Raw genomic sequence first — 18469 nt, 5'->3', positions numbered from 1 at the left:
ATTTTGACCTAAAGAGGTCTCCTGAGCTGTTTTTGGAATCAAACCTATATTCAAAATCAACAATACTTATGAGCAAGATTAAAGTAGGAATCAACGGATTCGGAAGAATCGGACGACTCGCTTTCCGTGTAGCGGTAGAAAGAGAAGACATCCAGGTAGTAGCCATCAACGACTTGATCGATGTGGACTACATGGCTTACATGCTGAAATACGATTCCACCCACGGTATATTTAAAGGTACTGTAGAAGTAAAAGACGGAAAATTGGTAGTAAACGGCAATGCTATCCGAGTAACCGCAGAAAAAAGCCCTGCAACCCTGAAATGGGGTGAAGTAGGTGCTGACTACGTGATCGAGTCCACCGGTATTTTCCTTTCCAAAGACACCGCTCAGGGTCACCTGGATGCCGGCGCCAAGAAAGTAATCATGTCTGCACCATCTAAAGACGATACTCCGATGTTTGTAATGGGTGTAAATGAGCACACATACACCTCTGACATGAACTTTGTATCCAACGCTTCTTGTACCACCAACTGCCTTGCTCCGATTGCAAAAGTGCTGAATGACAACTGGGGAATCGAAGAAGGCTTGATGACTACTGTGCATGCAACTACTGCAACCCAGAAAACTGTAGACGGACCGTCTGCAAAAGACTGGAGAGGCGGACGTGGTGCAGGTCAAAACATCATCCCATCTTCAACAGGTGCAGCCAAAGCTGTCGGAAAAGTAATCCCTGAACTGAACGGCAAACTGACCGGTATGGCATTCCGAGTTCCTACTCCAGATGTCTCTGTGGTCGATCTGACTGTAAGACTGAAGAAGCCTGCGAAATACGCTGAGATCTGCGCTAAAATGAAAGAGGCTTCTGAGACCACTATGAAAGGTGTCCTTGGCTATACCGAAGACGCGGTTGTTTCCAATGACTTCATCGGTGATTCCCGTACTTCTATTTTCGATGCTGAGGCTGGAATCCAGCTTTCTGACACCTTCGTGAAAGTCGTTTCCTGGTATGACAATGAGTGGGGCTATTCCAACAAAGTAGTAGACCTTCTCGCTTACATTGCGAAAAAATAATTCTTAAAGGCCCCAAAATTTGGGGCTTTTTCGTTTCTAAAAGGACTTGTTAAAAACCATAGGCAAAGGCTGACTGTTATCCATGAAACGACCCGTCATGTACCTTCCTTTATTTCCCTTGAAATTGGTGGCATTTCCCGGAGAGGAGCTCAACCTGCATATTTTTGAACCTCGTTATCGGGAGTTAATTGCGGATGTGGAGCTAAGCGGGACTACTTTGGGGATTTGCGCCTATATCAATTCGCTGAGCGGGTATGGCACTGAGGTCGTGCTGGAAAAAATCAACAAACGCTATGAAGATGGGCGTCTGGATATTCGTACCCGCGGTTTGAGGCCCTTCAAAATCCTGAGTTTTGATAATCCCATGCAGGGAAAACTCTATGCAGGGGGAAATATTTCTTTTTTGAATGACGATCCGAAAATCACCGAAGTCCTACATCATGAATTCGTTTTTTACCTGAAGGAAATGCTACATCTGCTAAATTTTCCAGGGGAAATAGATTCGAAAAACGTCAATTCTTACACATTCACCCATAAGCTGGGATTGAAATTGGAGGAGGAATTGGAATTGCTGCAACTGGAATCAGAACGTGAGAGAACGGATTATCTGATCAAACATTTCAAGCGGATGATCCCGGTGATCAAAACAGTTGAACTCGCAAAGGAAAGGATCAAATTAAACGGGCACTTCAAGCACATGGATCCTTTGAGTTTTTAGAATGGCCAGGTCCGAGTAAAAAGCACGGAATTCCCTTTTACTTTTTCCCAAATTCGATTAACTCGAACCGGTTGCCCCAAGGGTCTCTAAAGAAACACCGGTCTCTTCCTTCAATCAGAGAGGAAAAGGTAATTTCGATTCCCTGTTCCTGTAAAAATTTCTTTGCATTAGCCAAATCATGCACTTCAAATGCCGGATGTCTTCCCGATATCCCAATCTCAAGATTCTCCTCTCTAACATGCAGCTCTGCATCCCCAATCACAAACCACAAAGCTCCATTCGGATGCTCTCCCGAGATTTCTTTTAGCCCCAACCTTCCGGTGTAAAAGTTTCTGGCAGCCTCCTTTGAATTGGGAGGAATGCAAATCAAAACATGGTCTATTCGCCTAAAATCTATCACGGGAACATGGGTTAAAAGTGATTTGACTCCAAATCTAGGCGAGATTTTAAATTCACCAAGCAGGGGTTTCCTCAAAGGCCAGAAACGCAAAAAGCAGACCGTTTCCAATCTACTTTTGTGATCCCGCTGGGAATGGTTCAAATGGCTGTGGAGAAAACTACAGCCAGTAATGGAAATGCTTATGCAAGATGCGAGTTACAACCTGGTGACGTTGTCTTTACGGATATAGGCGATTTTATCTTTCCATTCCACTTCATACCAAATATCCTTTGACGCACGAATCTTGACGCGGTGGCCGGGCTCTACCAAATCAACCATTTCTCCTCCTGCACTTGGTTCTGAAACAATCAAGGTAGGGCTATTGGTTACTAAAGCCGCATTTTGAGCTTTAAGAAAATTATTGGTGACAAAAATCAAGGTGATCAGAATAACAGATGGCCAATAGAATCTGGCTTCAGTCAACTTATTTCCTTTTGCCCAAAGAAATATCAAAGTTAGGATCAAAGTCAATGTCAGGGCGCCAACAATAATCTCCTTGAATTCAACCAAGAAAAGGACAAACCGCATTCCGTCGCTGACCTCATATCCTACAAGTTCGGATTGCCCGGTCAGACTTTTAATTTTTGTTATGGTCTGGGGATTGGGGCTCAGATCATAATACTTGCTTAGGTAAAGTGTGGCGTTTTCATTGTCCCCAATCCCTTCGGAAATGAAGGCCATTTTGAGCAGCATCGAAGGCGAATAGATGCCTAATTGGTAATTCATATGGTAAATCTCCATCGCTTCCTTGTAGCTACGTTGCTGAAACAAAGAATCTGCTACCAAAAGCTGCGGCACATTGGCCTGACAATGAATACTTTGCAAAAACAGGAGAAAAAATATAGAAAGTTTTGCTAGAAAGATTGATTTGAGGCTTGGCATTTAGAAATCAGAGTCATAAATTTGCAGTCCAATTACGGCAATGATCTAGCAAAAAGCAAGGCTAGGGAGTCAATTTGCAAGATTTAAGATTCCGTAGCTCAGCTGGTAGAGCAATACACTTTTAATGTATGGGTCCTGGGTTCGAATCCCAGCGGGATCACAAATTTAGCTCGCAAGGGGTTAAAAAGTAAAAGTTTCGGGGTGTAGCGTAGCCCGGTATCTCGTCCCGATTGCTATCGGGAAGGCCGTAGGTTTTCATCCCTCAATTGGCAAACGTGTCGGTTGAAAAAGTTTAAAAAGTTTCGGGGTGTAGCGTAGCCCGGTATCGCGCCACATTTGGGATGTGGAGGTCGTAGGTTCGAATCCTGCCACCCCGACTTTATTGGACTAGAGATAGTCACCGGGTCCGCTAGCTCAGCTGGATAGAGCAACTGCCTTCTAAGCAGTAGGTCTTAGGTTCGAATCCTAAGCGGATCACAAAAAAAATGAGCGGAATTTGTTCCGCTTTTTATTTGTAGTTAATCGATTCCGTAGCTCAGCTGGTAGAGCATCCCGATTTTTATCGGGAGGGTTCTGGGTTCGAGTAGAAAGTCGAAAGCTAAAAGAGGCTTTCTTAAAACATCTGATTCCGTAGCTCAGCTGGTAGAGCATCCCGATTTTTATCGGGAGGGTTCTGGGTTCGAGTAGAAAGTCGAAAGCTAAAAGAGGCTTTCTTAAAACATCTGATTCCGTAGCTCAGCTGGTAGAGCAATACACTTTTAATGTATGGGTCCTGGGTTCGAATCCCAGCGGGATCACCAAAGCAGACTGGAAACGGTCTGCTTTTCTTATTTTTATGGAATTCAATTTTTTAGCCATGGCATGGGTTTACATTTTATACTCCAAAAAACTCAACAAATTCTATATCGGTGCATGTAAAGAACTTGACAGGAGATTGTATGAACATAATATTGGGCATTCCAAATTCACTTCCACGGGAGTTCCTTGGAATCTGGTTTACAGGGAAGAATACCAGGATCTGATCACTGCCAAAAAAAGAGAATTGGAGATCAAGAAAAAGAAGTCAAGGATTTACATAGAATCCCTAATCAGCAAGAAGATTCCGTAAGTCAGCTGTCAGAGCATCCCGATTTTGATCGGGAGGGTCCTGGGTTCGAATCCCAGCGGGATCACCAAAGCAGATTGGAAACGGTCTGCTTTTCTTTTTTTAAAGGCTTTCGATTCTTTTGCTGTAGAATGGCATACCGTTTTTTATCGAGCAAGTACCAAACTGACTGCTTTGCTTTGAAGCTTAAGCTGTTTTTACCCCATTCCTGGTCGTTTGGATTTGACCTCCAAAGGAAAACTGAGGTTTTTGGATTTTCTGAAAGAAATTAAAGCCGGATTATGTATTGGGTTTCGATATGTGGGCTGAAAGTCCACTTCCAAAAAAATATAGGAATACTCTAAAATTAAGAAGCCCCGAAATCGGGGCTTTTTAATTACAACTTTTTAATCATCACATTTCGGTAGTGTACCACGTCTCCGTGGTCTTGAAGGGCAATTTTCCCTTTCTTATACTTCGCAAAACCCGGCATGTCCTTGAATTTACTGCCTGCAACCAAGGCATCCCATTCCGGAGTCCAAAGTGTAGTAGACACTACGGTAACACCATTGAGAATCAAGTCCAATTTACCTTGGTTGATAATAACCTCAGCTTGATTCCATTCGCCTACCGGCTTCACAGTTTCCTGGCTGCTTACGATCAAATCATAAAGATCGCCTGCGCGGTGGCTGATGATTTTGGCATCAGGGTGGCCATTGTTATCCAACACCTGCATTTCCGGACCGGTATGGTAGGTGTTGGTAAACTCCGGTGATTCGTGTACTAGGAAAATTATCCCACTGTTTCCGTTAGGTGAGATTTTCCATTCCGTCTTGAAATGGAAATTCTCAAACTCTTCATTGGTTACGATATCTCCCCCATCTCCTTCTTCCCATTTGTCTTTGTTGGAAGCATCAAGGAAAAATTCTCCGTTTTCAATTTTCCAGGCCTTCCCAACTTCACCCCCGCCGTATTTTGACCAACCGTTGAACGTCTGACCATCAAAAAGGGAAACCCACTCCTCTACAGGAGCAGCTACTGCTACAGTATCTTGAGAAGTAGCCTCTTCTGTCTTAGGTGCGGAACAAGCTGCAAAAAATCCTGCAGCTGCCCACATTGCCAAATAGCCTTTTCTCATAATTACTTTTTGAGAAGCAAAATGGATCTAACCATATCTTTCGCATCTTCTTCACTGATCGAAGGGTGTGGCGCCATCATCACTTCCCCCCAAACACCCGCTCCGCCTGCTATTACTTTTCCAGCAAGCATGGTTACGTTTTCCTCGGTATTTTCGTATTTGGCTGCTACCTCAGCATAAGAAGGGCCAATGATCTTGCGCTCTACCATGTGGCAGGTCATACAATCAGAAGCTTTGATTTTTTCGATCCCCTTGATATAGATAGGATCATCCTTGTATTTTTCTTCAAGGCTGATTTCTTGGGCAGGGGCTGCTGCAGGGGTTGAAGCCTCAGGGGCAGTAGTTTCAGCAGCTTTTTCTCCTCCTCCACATGCAAATGCCAAACCCGCCAATGCGAGCAATCCGAGGTTTAATGATTTGGAAATTTTCATTGTTTATTAGTTAGAGTATTTAAATTCCTAAAATTTTTCTGTTAAATGCTTCATCAGCACCCGTGCTTGCAAAATCATCAAATGCTTTTTCCGTAACTCTTATAATATGACTGTCAATAAACGGGGCACCTTCAGCCGCACCCTGTTCCGGATGCTTGATGGCACACTCCCATTCCAATACAGCCCATCCACTGTAATTGTATTGCGAAAGTTTGCTAAATATTCCTGCAAAATCAACCTGTCCATCACCCAATGATCTAAATCGGCCGGCTCTTTCTACCCATCCTTGAAATCCGCCATAAACTCCCTGCTTTCCGGTAGGGTTAAATTCCGCATCTTTCACATGGAACATTTTGATCCGATCGTGGTAAAAATCAATGAACTGAAGGTAATCCAAGCACTGAAGCACAAAGTGACTTGGGTCATACAGGATATTTGCGCGCTTATGTCCTCCCACTTTTTCTAAGAACATTTCGAAAGTAATCCCATCGTGCAAATCTTCCCCCGGATGCAGTTCGTAGCAGACATCCACGCCGTATTGGTCAAATTCATTCAGGATCGGTAGCCATCTTTTTGCCAATTCGCCAAAGCCTGTATCCACTAATCCAGCGGGACGCTGCGGCCAAGGATAAACGGTATGCCACATCAGCGCTCCCGAAAAGGAAGCACAAGCATTAAGCCCAAGATTTGAGGATGCTTTTGCAGCATACTTCAATTGCTGGGTAGCCCACTCGGATTTTCCTTTGAGATCGCCTTTTAGATTTGCCGGAGCAAAGCCGTCGAAAAGTTCATTGTAGGCTGGATGCACTGCCACCAGCTGGCCTTGAAGGTGGGTAGAAAGTTCGGTGATTTCCATTCCTGCATCAGCCACGACTCCTTTTATTTCGTCTGCATATGTCTTGCTTTCGGCAGCTTTTTGCAAATCGATCATTCTGGAATCCCAACTCGGGATCTGAATTCCTTTATATCCAAGGTCAGCCATGTACTGGCTGATATTCTTCAGATTGTTGAAAGGTGCTTTGTCATCGGCAAATTGTGCCAAAAAGACTGCCGGACCTTTGATAGTTTTCATAGGAGTTAAGGGTTTGAATTGTTATCAAAAATTATTTTTCTACAATAAAAGGAGTCCATTTTAAATCGGACTTTGTGCTTGCGAGCACGTGATCAATAAAGGCCATCCCGCGAATTCCGTCTTCGATTCCCGGATAATCTTCCCATTCCCACTTGGGCTTTTGGCCTTCCCGGTCAGCATAAATGCAGCGGGCGAAATTTCGGTATAAGTTTCCAAATGCCTCCACATAACCTTCCGGATGTCCTGCGGGAGTTCGAGTATTTTCCTGGGCCAAAGATCCTAGGTAACCGGTACCAGCTCTGAAAATCTGGGGTGGCTGATTTGGAATTCGAACCGTCAGGGAATTATTGAGTTCCTGCTCCCATTCCAGGCCGCCTTTCTCTCCATAAACCCGAACCTTCAGGTTGTTTTCACAACCTGTATCTGTCTGCGAAGCCATCAATACCCCTGATGCTCCGTTTTCAAATCGAAGCAACACTACACCGTCATCATCGATCGGTCGACCGTCGATTTTGATGTATAAATCCGCGCAAAGCTGGGCCACTTTCTCTCCTGTAATGTATTCCGCCATGTGAAAAGCATGGGTTCCAATATCTCCCATGCATCCAGCGAGCCCATTTCTGGCAGGATCTGTTCTCCATTCGGCTTGTTTGTTGTTTTCAGTTTCCAAAAGTTTGTAAAGCCAGCCCTGTGGGTATTCGACATAGACTTTGCGCACCTTGCCGATTTGGCCTTCTGCGATCATCTGTTTGGCCTGCTTGATCATCGGATACCCGGAATAGGTATGAGTCAACAAAAAGCGTCTGTCTGAATTTTTGACGATATGATACAACTCTTTGGCTTCTTGATAATTCAGCGTCATTGGCTTGTCAAGGGCCACGTGAAATCCACTTTTCAAGGCCTTCATTGTCGGATCAAAATGTACATTATTAGGCGTCACGATTGCCACGACATCCATCCGGATTCCTTCAGGGAGTTGGGATTCTTTTTCGTACATCTCATCATAGGTGCCATATACTCTTGTGGGATCAAGCATGAGTTCTTCTCCCCGTTGTTGGGATTTGGCCGAATTGGAACTGAATGAACCACATACCAGTTCGAACATCCCGTCCATCAGTGCTCCGTTTAAGTGGATCGCACCGATAAAAGAACCCGGCCCACCGCCTACAAGTCCGAGTTTCAATTTTTTAGCTGTTGACATCGGTCAAAAGATTAGTTTATTAGGTTATTTGAGTTGAAAATTAACGATCAGAATGGAAATTTCGGAGTTCCGGAGAGTTAGGATATTAGAATATGATCAGTTGTCACATTGGGTTATGAATGGCTTTGACAAAACTTTTAAGCCCCTTTCTTCGGAATCTCAAAGGAGATGCTTAAAATACAGCAAAAAGCCCAAATTCTAAATTTCAGGTAACAATTTCCATTTTTCCACCCCAAAAACAGCCTATGAATTTCCTTACCAAGTTCCGTCTTTCCCTGATGATGTTTCTGGAGTTTTTTGTTTGGGGATCTTGGTTTGTGACTTTGGGGACATTTCTGGCAAATAACCTTCAGGCAAAAGACCAGCAAATTTCTTTGGCATTTTCCACGCAGTCCTTTGGTGCGATAATAGCGCCTTTTATAGTAGGGCTGATTGCCGACAGGTATTTTCACGCCCAGCGAATCCTAGGGACCATCCATTTGTTGGGAGCCGGCCTGATGTATCTCCTTTATTCCTCCACAGACTTTTCGGGTTTCTTTCCGGTATTGTTGGGATACATGATCCTGTTTATGCCTACCCTGGCGCTGGTCAACTCCATCTCCTTCAACCAAATGAAGGATCCTGCAAAGGAGTTTTCGGTAATCCGGGTTTGGGGCACGATCGGCTGGGTTTCGGCCGGGATGCTCATCTCCTATTTGGCCTGGGACAGCCAGTCGGGGCTTGCGGAGGGCCTCCTCAAAAACACCTGGATCATGGCAGCCTTCGTTTCAGCTTGCTTAGGGCTTTACAGTTTCACCCTGCCAGCTACTCCGCCCAAAGCAAAATCTACCGGGGAATTTAGACTTTCTGAGGCCTTGGGATTGGATGCTTTGGCATTGCTGAAAGACCGCAATTATGCCATTTTCTTCCTTTCCTCGGTCCTGATCTGTATTCCGCTGGCCTTTTATTACCAAAATGCAAGTCCATTTTTCACAGAGATCGGCGTAGAAAACTCGACAGGAAAAATGGCACTTGGGCAAGTCTCCGAAGTTGTGTTTATGCTTGCACTTCCGATATTTTTTTACCGGTTTGGACTGAAAAAGACTTTGGTGGTAGCGATGCTAGCCTGGGCTTTCCGATATGTCTTTTTTGCCTTGGGTGATGCAGACACGGGAATGTGGATGCTCATGACCGGGATCATCCTCCACGGAATTTGCTACGATTTTTTCTTTGTGAGCGGGCAGATCTACACCGATGCTCATGCCGGTGAAAAATTCAAATCCTCCGCCCAGGGCCTCATCACCCTTGCTACCTATGGCATCGGGATGCTAATTGGATTTTGGGCAGCAGGCCAAATCTCCGATTATTACCTCGATCCGACCGGACTTCATGCATGGAAATCAATTTGGCTGATTCCTGCTGGCATTTCCGTATTGGTTTTACTATTTTTCATTTCTTTTTTCAAAGAAGAAAAAACTAAGCCTCACCATTAAACCCCAAATAACTATGAATTTTGACTCAAGCAGAAGATCCTCCTTTAAGAAAATGTTACTTGGAGGGGCTGCGATGGGCACATTGACCGCTTTCGACTGGAAAGACGGCCAAGCCCCTCTTCAACTTAAAGGCAATATCAAACATGGCGTGTGTGCCTGGACAATGCCTTCCCTGAGTTTGGACGAGCTATGCGTAGCTGTGAAAAAAATCGGATTCAATGCCATCGACTTGGTAGGCCCAAAAGGCTGGGATACCCTCAAGACCCACGGCGTCGAATGCTCCATGTGTAATGGCGCCGAACTAGGAATTCCAAAAGGCTGGAATGATCCCCAGTACCATGAGCAATTGATTAAAAACTACACCGAATTGATTCCGGAAGTAGCCAAATACGGCTATAAAAACCTCATCTGCTTCTCAGGAAACCGCAATGGGATGGACGATGAAGTGGGAATGAAAAATTGCGCGGAAGGTCTAAAAAAAATCATTGGAGTCGCCGAAAAACACGGCGTGATCATTCAGATGGAGCTGTTGAACAGCAAAGTGAACCACAAAGACTACATGTGCGATCTCTCTCCATGGGGTGTGGAACTCTGCAAATTGGTCGGAAGCGAAAACTTCAAATTACTGTTCGACATCTACCACATGCAAATCGACGAGGGGGACCTTATCCGGAGCATTCAAACCAACCATCAGTATTTCGGACATTACCATACCGCAGGAAACCCGGGCCGTAATGAACTCGATGAAAATCAGGAAATCAACTATCCGGCTGTCATGAAGGCAATAGTGGCTACAGGCTACACCGGATTTGTTTCCCATGAATTTATTCCGAAATCTGAGGACAAAATCGCTGCACTAGCTCATGCCGTGCAAGTTTGTGATGTGTAAAAATTAATCCAAAATACCCATTATTATGGCAAATGAAGCGTATGACGCAATCGTAGTTGGGTCTGGAATTAGCGGCGGATGGGCCGCTAAGGAACTGACGGAGAAGGGACTGAAAGTATTGCTCCTGGAGAGAGGACCAATGGTCGAACACGTGAAAGATTACAAATCTGCTACTCTATCCCCTTGGGAAGTGCCCCACAGAGGAAGAAGAACTCAAGAACATCTGGAAAACCACCCAAGCCTAAAGAGAGATTATGTTCTAAATGAACTGAATTTGGACTGGTGGGCTCACGAAAGTGACTCTCCTTACATTGAGGAGAAACCATTCACCTGGTTTAGAGGCTATCAATTAGGCGGTAGATCCCTACTTTGGGGTAGACAATCCTATCGCTGGGCAAATGTTGACTTTGAAGCCAATGCTAAAGACGGAATCGCTGTAGACTGGCCGATCCGATACAATGAAATTGCGCCTTGGTATAGCTATGTGGAAAAATTCATCGGAGTATCCGGTTCAAAAGACGGATTGGACATTCTTCCTGACGGAGAATTCCAACCACCCATGCCGATGAACTGCGTGGAAGAGGCAGGTGCTGCTAAAATCAAAGAACACTACAAAGGTGCCAGGACTTGGACCATTGGCCGTCCTGCAAACATCACCCAACCACTTCCTGGACGTCCTGGTTGTCAATACAGAAACAAGTGCTCATTAGGTTGTCCTTTTGGAGGCTATTTCAGCACTCAGGCTTCAACGCTTCCTGCTGCACAAGCGACCGGCAACCTAACCCTTCGGCCTTGGTCCATCGTCCGTCGCTTGATCTATGACAAAGACACTAAAAAAGCAACCGGAGTAGAAGTACTTGATGCCGAGACCAACCAAACTGTGGAATATGATGCAAAAATCGTATTCCTCTGCGCTTCTGCATTCAATTCAACTGCAATCCTGATGAGAACTGCAACAGACATTTGGCCGGGAGGTTTGGGTTCCAGCTCTGGCGAATTGGGGCACAACGTGATGGATCACCATTTCAGATTGGGAGCCAGCGGAACTTACGAAGGCTTTGAAGACAAGTATTATTTTGGTAGAAGACCTACCGGACTTTACATTCCAAGATTCAGAAACCTCAACGGTGAAAAACGGGATTACATCCGTGGATTTGGCTACCAGGGTGGGGCAAGCAGAAGCGGATGGAGCAGAGACGTAGCCGAATTGGGCTTTGGCGCTCCGATGAAAGATGCATTGACTGAACCAGGGCCTTGGTCAATGGGTATCACTGCTTTCGGAGAAATCCTTCCTTACCACGAAAACACCATTAAGTTTTCTGACACTGTCAAAGACAAATGGGGCATGGAAGCCCTGGTCATGAACGCAGAGATCAAACAAAATGAGCTCAACATGCGAAAAGATATGATGGCCGATGCTGCTGAAATGCTTGAAGTTGCCGGATTCAAAAATGTAAATACCTATGACAATGGGTACACCTTTGGTCAGGGAATCCACGAAATGGGCACTGCCCGTATGGGTCGGGATCCAAAAACGTCTGTCCTCAATGGCAATAATCAGGTGTGGGAAGCTAAAAACGTGTTTGTGACCGATGGAGCATGTATGACTTCTGCTGCAGCGCAAAACCCGTCTTTGACTTACATGGCGCTTACTGCCAGAGCGGCAGCTTTCGCAGTGGATGAATTGAAAAAGATGAACCTCTAATCTGAGAAAGACATGACAGTAATGAATAGAAGAGACGCCCTGAAAAGCGTCGTCCTGATGATGGGAGGTACCATGATCGGTGCCACAGCCCTTCTCACCGGTTGCTCACCAGAGCGACAGCTCAAGGACCTGAATTTCACTCCGGAGGATCTTGCCTTTCTGGATGAGATCGGTGAAACCATCATTCCTACCACCGATACTCCTGGTGCTAAGGCCACCAAAATCGGTGAATTCATGCAGATGATGGTCAAAGATTGTTACGATGCAGACCAGCAAAAAGCGTTTATCGATGGATTGAATAAGTTAAGCACGGACTTCAAAGCTGAAAAAGGAGCTGACTTTATGGAGGCCAGTGCAGAGGACCGACTTGCATTCCTGAATGGGATGCAGGAAAAATTCAAAGCAAGTGGAGACGCCAGAGAGCCAATCGTGATCAATATGCTGCGGGACCTGACGGTGTTGGGATATTTCACTTCAGAAATCGGAGCAACTCAAGCGCTGAGATATATTGAAACCCCTGGTCGATTTGATGCCTGTGTGGATTACAAGAAAGGCGACAAAGCCTGGGCATAAAAACCTCAATTTTAAATTAAGCCTGCCTCTCCGGAGGCAGGCTTTTTCTTTCAAGAAATTATGAAAAACCAACGAAGAAAATTCATTCAAATGGGCGCGATGCTCGGGATGGGAGCGGCATTTATGCCCTTGCAGTTTTGCGCAGCACCAAAAAAAGAAGAGGCTATTGCTGATGCCCCTGAAACCAAATCCAAACTAAGCAATTTTGGAATCCAGCTTTACTCGGTCAAAGAAGACATGGCGTTGGATGCCCAAGCCACTATGAGGGCTTTGGCTGGCTATGGTTACAAGCAGTTCGAAGGATTTGACGGCGGGAAAGGCATCCTTTGGGGCATGCAGCCTGCCGAATTCACAACTTTAATGAATGAAACAGGTGTGAGTATGGTGGCTTCTCATGCCAATGTTTTTGAAAATCTCGATGTGCAGGCGGCCCAAGCCGCGGAAGTAGGCATGAAATACCTGATCTGCCCTTGGATAGGACCCCAAAAATCCCTCGATGACTACAAGAAAAAAGCGGATGAATTTAACCAAATCGGCGAAAAACTGAAAGCCCATGGAATCAGGTTTGCTTACCATAACCATGACTACACCTTTGTCACTCAAGAAGGAGCAACCCCACAGGACATTCTGATGGACAATACCGATCCAGCTTTGGTGGATTTTGAAATGGACATTTACTGGGTCCATGTCGCCAATGCCAAACCGGCAGAATACCTTGCCAAATATCCGGGCAGATTCAGACTTTGCCATCTAAAAGATGCTGAGGCAGGAACAGGCGATCCACATCAAAGAGGTGTTCTTTTGGGTGCCGGAGAAATTCCTTACGCGGATCTGATCAAGCAATCTCAGGGATTGGGAATGGAGTACTTCATTGTGGAGCAGGAAAGGTTTCCTACCGGCACTCCCATGGAAGCTGCCGCCGCTAATGCCAAATACCTTTCCGCTTTGGAGTTTTAAACCCGAAATATGCATTAGAAAATCTACTATGGCCTCAAACCGCTTCAAAATCAGACGCTATGCTTCACTTTTCGATCTCAACGTAGCGGTGCTACGCTTCGATCTGCAAAGAGACTGATTTTTTTGCGTTTTGAGTCCTCGATACGAATTCTAATGCATAGTCCGGGTTAAATCATTCCCCGGTTGCTTTCTGACTTTCTGAACAAAAGCAGGAACATCACCACTACCAATATAATCAGCAAAGCCACCTCAAACTGTGCCCATATCTGGGATCGATTGATCAGGATCTTGGCTTTGCTGATTAATTTTTCCCCTTCTTCCATTTGAATTTTGCTCAGATTCTGAAGATCCTGTCGCGCCCGGCTGATCTTATCATCGTAGATTTTTACCTGTGCTCGGTTTACTCCCGAAGAATCGGTAAAAAGCAGGTCATAGCTTTTGATGTTGAGATCGTTTTCGATGATTTTTTTGAAATCTGAAAGATAGGTTGCTTCCTGGTCAGTCAAATTTGTCGCTTCAAAATCTACCACAATGGCCAGAATCGCCTTTTCATGCCCTGTGATTTCATTGATCACTTTGGAATAATCGTAGTCGATATTGCAGTGGTCAATCAATTTTTGGATCTGAAAGAGATTCTCGGAAATCTGAAAAATATACCCTTCCACAACCAATCTGTCGTTGTAAACCTCGGTAAAAGTTTGGCTGATTGTCCGAAAGGATTGCCTTTCCAGGAGATTTTTGCCATACAGCAACAGCAACAAAATCCCGATGATGATCAGGGCACGGACTTTTCTTCTTCTCAGGATAAAATCTTGCATGGGTAGTAGGAAATTCTGAAAACGTCGACTTCTAAATAAGCCACATTCTTAGACATTACAAAAAAAGAGGCCGGTTTTAGCCGGGAACCCCTATTACTTTTCAAGATCAAGGTTTTTTGTCATACACTCTTACAAAGTCCACTTCCATCCTCTGAGGCCAAATTTTTGAATCCACACCTTTTGCCCCACCCCAGTTTCCACCTACCGCTATATTCAAAATCAGGTGAAAGGGCTGATCAAATGGCCACTCCTTGTAATCCTTTCCGGTATTTTCAAAAGTGAAATACTTTTGACCGTCTATGAAAAAGTCAATTTTCTCCGCAGTCCAATCAATGGAGTAAGTGTGAAAATCACTTGAAAAATCCGGGACCATTTTCTGACCTCCCTTTTGGGTGCCGATGGAATGGTTGAAAGCTTCGGTATGAACTGTACCATGAACCTTTCCGGGGTCATACCCCACATGTTCCATGATGTCGATTTCTCCGTTTTTTGGCCAGCCTCCATGCCTGTTTTCTTCAGGAAGCATCCAGATAGCGGGCCAGGTTCCCACCCCTTCCGGAAGTTTGGCCCTTACCTCGATATACCCATATTGCCAAAAAGCTTTGTTTTTGGACACCATTCTTGCAGAGGTGTATCCTTTTGGATGAGAGGAATCTGCCAAAGCCTCTATGATCAAAATCCCATTTTCAATTCTGGAATTATTCAAGTCCGCTTTTGAATAATACTGAAGTTCATTGTTTCCCCATCCATGATCTCCGACATCATAATCCCACTTAGAAGGGTCAGGAAGGCCGTGATTATTGAATTCATCTGCCCAGATCAATTTTGCTTTGGCCGGATCCTGGGCTAAACAGGAAAAACTTAGGAAAAAGGCAAGGAGTATAAACAGGGAGTTTTTCATGGCTTAATTGAAGTGTCGGAAAATACAAAACTTTCCCAAAATCACGGGATTAGACATAGAGAAAGAGCCAAAAACGCAAAGAAGGAAAGCTTTCCAGCTCGATCAAAAATGGTAATTTAGCAGTAAATATAAACCCAGAACCATGGCCTACTACTTTAGATTGGGAAAGATACCGCCCAAAAGACATACCCAGTTTCGCCAGCCCGATGGCAGCCTGTACAAAGAGGAATTGGTCAGTTCCAAGGGATTTTCAGGCATTTACTCCAACCTGTACCACATTTACAATCCCAACGAAGTCAAATCCATCGGGACTCCAAAACCATACAGTTGGGAGCCGGCAAAAGAACATGGGTTGAACCAAACCCACCTGAAAACTTCAGGAGTCGAAACGACCGGGGAAGACTACCTCAGTGCACGCCGGATGCTCATGATGAACAATGACGTGATGATGGGGATTTGCTCTCCCCGCAAGCGGAAAATGGATTTTTACTTCAAAAATGCAGATGGAGACGAAATCATCTACATCCATGACGGGGAAGGTGTGCTTTACTCTCAATTCGGAAAACTGGAGGTGAAAAAGGGGGATTATGTAGTCATTCCCCGGACCACGATTTACAGATTTGAGTTTGCAGAGGAAGGCCCGTTGAGACTTCTTGTGATCGAATCCCATGGCCCGATCGAAACGGTAAAAAGATATCGAAACGAAGTGGGGCAGCTTCAGGAACACTCACCCTATTGCGAGCGCGACATTCGGCCACCGCATGAATTAAAGATTGAAACCGAAAAAAAGGATTACCTCGTCCAGATCAAAAAACAGGGATTCCTCCACCAATACACTTACGAACACAGCCCGCTTGACATCGTTGGTTGGGACGGATACCTCTATCCCTATGCCCTGTCGATTCATGACTTTGAGCCAATTACTGGCAGAATCCATCAGCCACCACCGGTTCATCAGACTTTTCAGGCATGGGGATTTGTAGTTTGCTCCTTTGTTCCAAGATTGTTTGATTACCATCCCCTATCCATCCCTGTTCCATACAATCATTCCAACATTGATTCGGATGAAGTCCTGTATTATGCCGAAGGGGAATTTATGAGCAGAAAAGGAATCGACCGGGGATCATTCACCATTCATATGGGCGGCCTGCCTCATGGTCCTCATCCCGGCACGGTGGAAAAATCCATCGGTGTCAAAGAAACACATGAGTATGCGGTCATGCTGGACACGCACCGGCCGCTTTTTATCACCACCGACGCATTGGAATTTGTGGACAAAGACTATCCGATGAGCTGGACTGAATAAGCAAAAGGCCTGAAATTCTTGAAATTTCAGGCCTTTTGCTTGTATTCTGCGTTAGGGGTTTCTCCAATTACTTATTGTCCACAATTTCGACAATAGGCTCGCCATCGGCGGCGTTTGGATATTTTATCTTCAGCAAGGCCGAAACGGTCGGCGCGATATCGGTGATTGATGCCTTTCTGGCGCTGGAACCCTGCGGTACTCCCCAGCCAAAAAACAACATCGGGACGTTCGTATCATAGTTGTAGGGTGAGCCATGGGTAGTGCCCCTTGTGCCGCTGACCATCCAAGCAGGCTCGAATACCAGCAGGAGATCGCCGGAAGATACGTGATTGTATCCCATCTGAAGCAAATGGGCTCTGCCATATGGGAACTGTCTTGTCCTCATGTCTTCGGCCGTGTAAACTTCCTTGATGCCGTTGAATCTCAGCATCCAATCTGCCAGATCCCGCTGTAGGGCGAGGAAGTCTACCTTTTTCTCGTCTGCAAGCCTTCTATTCAAGAAGACCTGATCTCCGGTGTACTTCAAAATCCATTCTCCCTGTCCATATTTTGCATTGCAATAGCCGCTGATCTGGCCAAGGATGTAGTTGGTGTTGAGATTTCCCGCCGGTACTCTTTGACTGATCATGTAAGGAGCGTTATCAGCCACTGCGTGATCTGCTGAGAGGAAAACCAGGTATTGTCCTTTGCCATAGGCTTTGTCCAGATAGGTGAACAGTCTCTCGAACTCTCTGTCAAGTCTCAGGTAAATATCTTCCAGCTCTACTGAGGTCGGACCATATCTGTGGCCAACGTAATCTGTAGATGAAAAGCTCACCGCTAGAAAATCCGTAACCTCACCCTGACCGAGCTTCTCTCCTTCTATCGCCGCCAGGGCAAAGTCAAGCGTCATGCTGTTCCCATATGGAGTGGAGGCAATCAGACCGTATCCCCCATTTGCTGCTCTGAGTGAATCCAAGTGATACGGAAAAGTAGGAGTTGTTTTTCCCGCAGGAATACCTTCAAAGTCGTTGTTATCCGCGATGCTGTTTACATAGGTGTCCAAAGGATACATTGTCTCCCAGGTTTTGGACAGGTAAGAATCCGGAATTTTCTTTGCGTTGAAAGCAGTCACCCATGCAGGAAGCGAGTCATGGTAGTAGGTGGAAGTCATGAAGTCCCCATTGACATCATCGTACCAATAAGCGTCTCCGGTATGGCCAGCGGGTAAGGCCGCACCTCTATCCTTAATCGCAACTCCTACGACTTTGGAGCGCTTGCCAGTAGCAAATCTCAGCTCATCGGTGACCGTAGTGGTCAGAAGATTACGCGGGCTGATGTTCCCGTTTTCCGGAGTTCCCCCCACATTCGTGACCGTGCTGTCCCCTGCACAATAGATAAAGCCGTTGAGTTTTCGGGAATACCAGTCGTTACTGATGATCCCATGCGTAGCCGGAGTAGTTCCGGTATAAACTGATGCGTGACCAGGTCCGGTGACGGTCGGAGCATAGTTGTAGTGGCCATTGGTCATCATGAAGCCTTCGTTCATCATCCGCTTGAATCCTCCCTCCGTATATCGGTCGGCAAAACGATATAAATACTCCTGCCGCATCTGATCGACAATTATTCCTACCACAATTTTTGGTTTTTCGGTCGGGGATTGAGCCCAGCCGGAGAATTGAATTCCCAAAATCAGAATTAAAAAGGCCAGTGATTTACGCATGATGCTATTTTGTTTTTTTTTCGAAAGATAAAGATATGCCCCTATCCACAGATTAACACTTTGTTAAATCCAAAAATGGGTGCAGATTGATTTCCTAATTTCCGAAAA

Annotated in this window: 18 protein-coding genes and 5 tRNA genes; 14 read left to right on the top strand and 9 right to left on the bottom strand. The window is 45.4% G+C overall.

Features of this window, described 5'->3' with window-relative positions; translation table 11 throughout:
* Positions 1 to 68 precede the first annotated feature (68 nt).
* Positions 69 to 1073, top strand: a complete 1005-nt coding sequence (gene gap, locus B0E43_RS00825) for a type I glyceraldehyde-3-phosphate dehydrogenase (RefSeq protein WP_077346164.1) — start codon at positions 69 to 71, stop codon at positions 1071 to 1073.
* An 82-nt stretch (positions 1074 to 1155) separates the two neighbouring features.
* Positions 1156 to 1791 (top strand): LON peptidase substrate-binding domain-containing protein, encoded by a 636-nt coding sequence (locus B0E43_RS00820; RefSeq protein ID WP_077346163.1) that lies wholly within the window; start codon positions 1156 to 1158, stop codon positions 1789 to 1791.
* A gap of 37 nt (positions 1792 to 1828) precedes the next feature.
* On the opposite strand, the gene B0E43_RS00815 is transcribed toward B0E43_RS00820, so the two are convergent.
* Together B0E43_RS00815 and B0E43_RS00810 are read right to left on the bottom strand one after the other, a co-directional pair.
* Entirely contained in the window at positions 1829 to 2191 is a 363-nt protein-coding gene (locus B0E43_RS00815) for a VOC family protein (RefSeq protein ID WP_077346207.1), read from the bottom strand.
* Positions 2192 to 2386: 195 nt separating this feature from the next.
* The gene (locus B0E43_RS00810) at positions 2387 to 3055 is read right to left on the bottom strand and encodes an SH3 domain-containing protein (RefSeq protein ID WP_254423334.1); all 669 of its coding nucleotides are present in this window, start codon (positions 3053 to 3055) and stop codon (positions 2387 to 2389) included.
* Between the two features lie 144 nt (positions 3056 to 3199).
* Between B0E43_RS00810 and B0E43_RS00805 the strand changes: the two genes are divergently transcribed.
* The 6 genes from B0E43_RS00805 to B0E43_RS00780 all read left to right on the top strand — a co-directional run bounded on the left by B0E43_RS00805 (position 3200) and on the right by B0E43_RS00780 (position 4287).
* Positions 3200 to 3272 (top strand) — tRNA-Lys (locus B0E43_RS00805).
* A gap of 143 nt (positions 3273 to 3415) precedes the next feature.
* A tRNA-Pro gene (locus B0E43_RS00800) sits at positions 3416 to 3489 on the top strand.
* A 26-nt stretch (positions 3490 to 3515) separates the two neighbouring features.
* Positions 3516 to 3589, top strand: a tRNA-Arg gene (locus B0E43_RS00795).
* Between the two features lie 247 nt (positions 3590 to 3836).
* A tRNA-Lys gene (locus B0E43_RS00790) sits at positions 3837 to 3912 on the top strand.
* A 56-nt stretch (positions 3913 to 3968) separates the two neighbouring features.
* Positions 3969 to 4220 carry a GIY-YIG nuclease family protein gene (locus B0E43_RS00785; RefSeq protein WP_168171872.1) on the top strand — a complete coding sequence of 84 codons (252 nt, stop codon included), beginning with the start codon at positions 3969 to 3971 and terminating at the stop codon, positions 4218 to 4220.
* Positions 4211 to 4287: transfer RNA gene (locus B0E43_RS00780), tRNA-Lys, on the top strand. Before B0E43_RS00785 ends, B0E43_RS00780 begins: the two co-directional genes overlap by 10 nt.
* Positions 4288 to 4593: 306 nt before the next feature.
* On the opposite strand, the gene B0E43_RS00775 is transcribed toward B0E43_RS00780, so the two are convergent.
* From B0E43_RS00775 to B0E43_RS00760, 4 genes are read right to left on the bottom strand one after another with little or no spacing between them, the layout of a single operon-like run.
* Positions 4594 to 5334 carry a DUF1080 domain-containing protein gene (locus tag B0E43_RS00775; protein ID WP_077346160.1) on the bottom strand — a complete coding sequence of 247 codons (741 nt, stop codon included), beginning with the start codon at positions 5332 to 5334 and terminating at the stop codon, positions 4594 to 4596.
* A gap of 2 nt (positions 5335 to 5336) precedes the next feature.
* On the bottom strand, positions 5337 to 5765 hold the full coding sequence (locus tag B0E43_RS00770; RefSeq protein ID WP_077346159.1) for a c-type cytochrome: 429 nt from the start codon (positions 5763 to 5765) through the stop codon (positions 5337 to 5339).
* Between the two features lie 19 nt (positions 5766 to 5784).
* Positions 5785 to 6837, bottom strand: coding sequence for a sugar phosphate isomerase/epimerase (locus B0E43_RS00765; protein ID WP_077346158.1), 1053 nt, complete (start codon positions 6835 to 6837; stop codon positions 5785 to 5787).
* 31 nt (positions 6838 to 6868) lie between these two features.
* The gene (locus tag B0E43_RS00760) at positions 6869 to 8038 is read right to left on the bottom strand and encodes a Gfo/Idh/MocA family protein (RefSeq protein ID WP_077346157.1); all 1170 of its coding nucleotides are present in this window, start codon (positions 8036 to 8038) and stop codon (positions 6869 to 6871) included.
* A 245-nt stretch (positions 8039 to 8283) separates the two neighbouring features.
* Between B0E43_RS00760 and B0E43_RS00755 the strand changes: the two genes are divergently transcribed.
* Genes B0E43_RS00755 through B0E43_RS00735 form a run of 5 tightly spaced genes read left to right on the top strand, consistent with a single transcriptional unit; the run spans position 8284 to position 13634 of the window.
* On the top strand, positions 8284 to 9510 hold the full coding sequence (locus B0E43_RS00755) for an MFS transporter (RefSeq protein WP_077346156.1): 1227 nt from the start codon (positions 8284 to 8286) through the stop codon (positions 9508 to 9510).
* A 13-nt stretch (positions 9511 to 9523) separates the two neighbouring features.
* Entirely contained in the window at positions 9524 to 10399 is an 876-nt protein-coding gene (locus B0E43_RS00750; RefSeq protein ID WP_077346155.1) for a hydroxypyruvate isomerase family protein, read from the top strand.
* Positions 10400 to 10424: 25 nt separating this feature from the next.
* The gene (locus B0E43_RS00745) at positions 10425 to 12104 is read left to right on the top strand and encodes a GMC oxidoreductase (RefSeq protein WP_077346154.1); all 1680 of its coding nucleotides are present in this window, start codon (positions 10425 to 10427) and stop codon (positions 12102 to 12104) included.
* 21 nt (positions 12105 to 12125) lie between these two features.
* A complete protein-coding gene (locus tag B0E43_RS00740) occupies positions 12126 to 12677 on the top strand; it encodes a gluconate 2-dehydrogenase subunit 3 family protein (RefSeq protein ID WP_077346206.1) in 552 nt (183 codons plus the stop codon).
* Between the two features lie 60 nt (positions 12678 to 12737).
* A complete protein-coding gene (locus tag B0E43_RS00735; protein WP_077346153.1) occupies positions 12738 to 13634 on the top strand; it encodes a sugar phosphate isomerase/epimerase in 897 nt (298 codons plus the stop codon).
* 167 nt (positions 13635 to 13801) lie between these two features.
* Here the strand turns inward: B0E43_RS00735 and B0E43_RS00730 are convergent, their stop codons facing one another.
* Both B0E43_RS00730 and B0E43_RS00725 read right to left on the bottom strand, forming a co-directional pair.
* The gene (locus B0E43_RS00730) at positions 13802 to 14452 is read right to left on the bottom strand and encodes an MCP four helix bundle domain-containing protein (RefSeq protein ID WP_254423333.1); all 651 of its coding nucleotides are present in this window, start codon (positions 14450 to 14452) and stop codon (positions 13802 to 13804) included.
* Between the two features lie 106 nt (positions 14453 to 14558).
* Positions 14559 to 15353, bottom strand: a complete 795-nt coding sequence (locus B0E43_RS00725; protein WP_077346152.1) for a family 16 glycosylhydrolase — start codon at positions 15351 to 15353, stop codon at positions 14559 to 14561.
* 142 nt (positions 15354 to 15495) lie between these two features.
* Here B0E43_RS00725 and B0E43_RS00720 point away from each other — a divergent pair, with 142 nt between their 5' ends.
* A complete protein-coding gene (locus B0E43_RS00720) occupies positions 15496 to 16659 on the top strand; it encodes a homogentisate 1,2-dioxygenase (protein ID WP_077346151.1) in 1164 nt (387 codons plus the stop codon).
* 67 nt (positions 16660 to 16726) lie between these two features.
* Here B0E43_RS00720 and pafA read toward each other — a convergent pair whose 3' ends face one another.
* Positions 16727 to 18361 (bottom strand): alkaline phosphatase PafA, encoded by a 1635-nt coding sequence (gene pafA, locus B0E43_RS00715; protein ID WP_077346150.1) that lies wholly within the window; start codon positions 18359 to 18361, stop codon positions 16727 to 16729.
* Between the last annotated feature and the right edge of the window lie 108 nt (positions 18362 to 18469).

This window comes from Algoriphagus sp. A40 (assembly GCF_002002735.1).
Lineage (GTDB): Bacteria > Bacteroidota > Bacteroidia > Cytophagales > Cyclobacteriaceae > Algoriphagus.
This window is presented reverse-complemented; position numbering and strand designations above follow the sequence as displayed.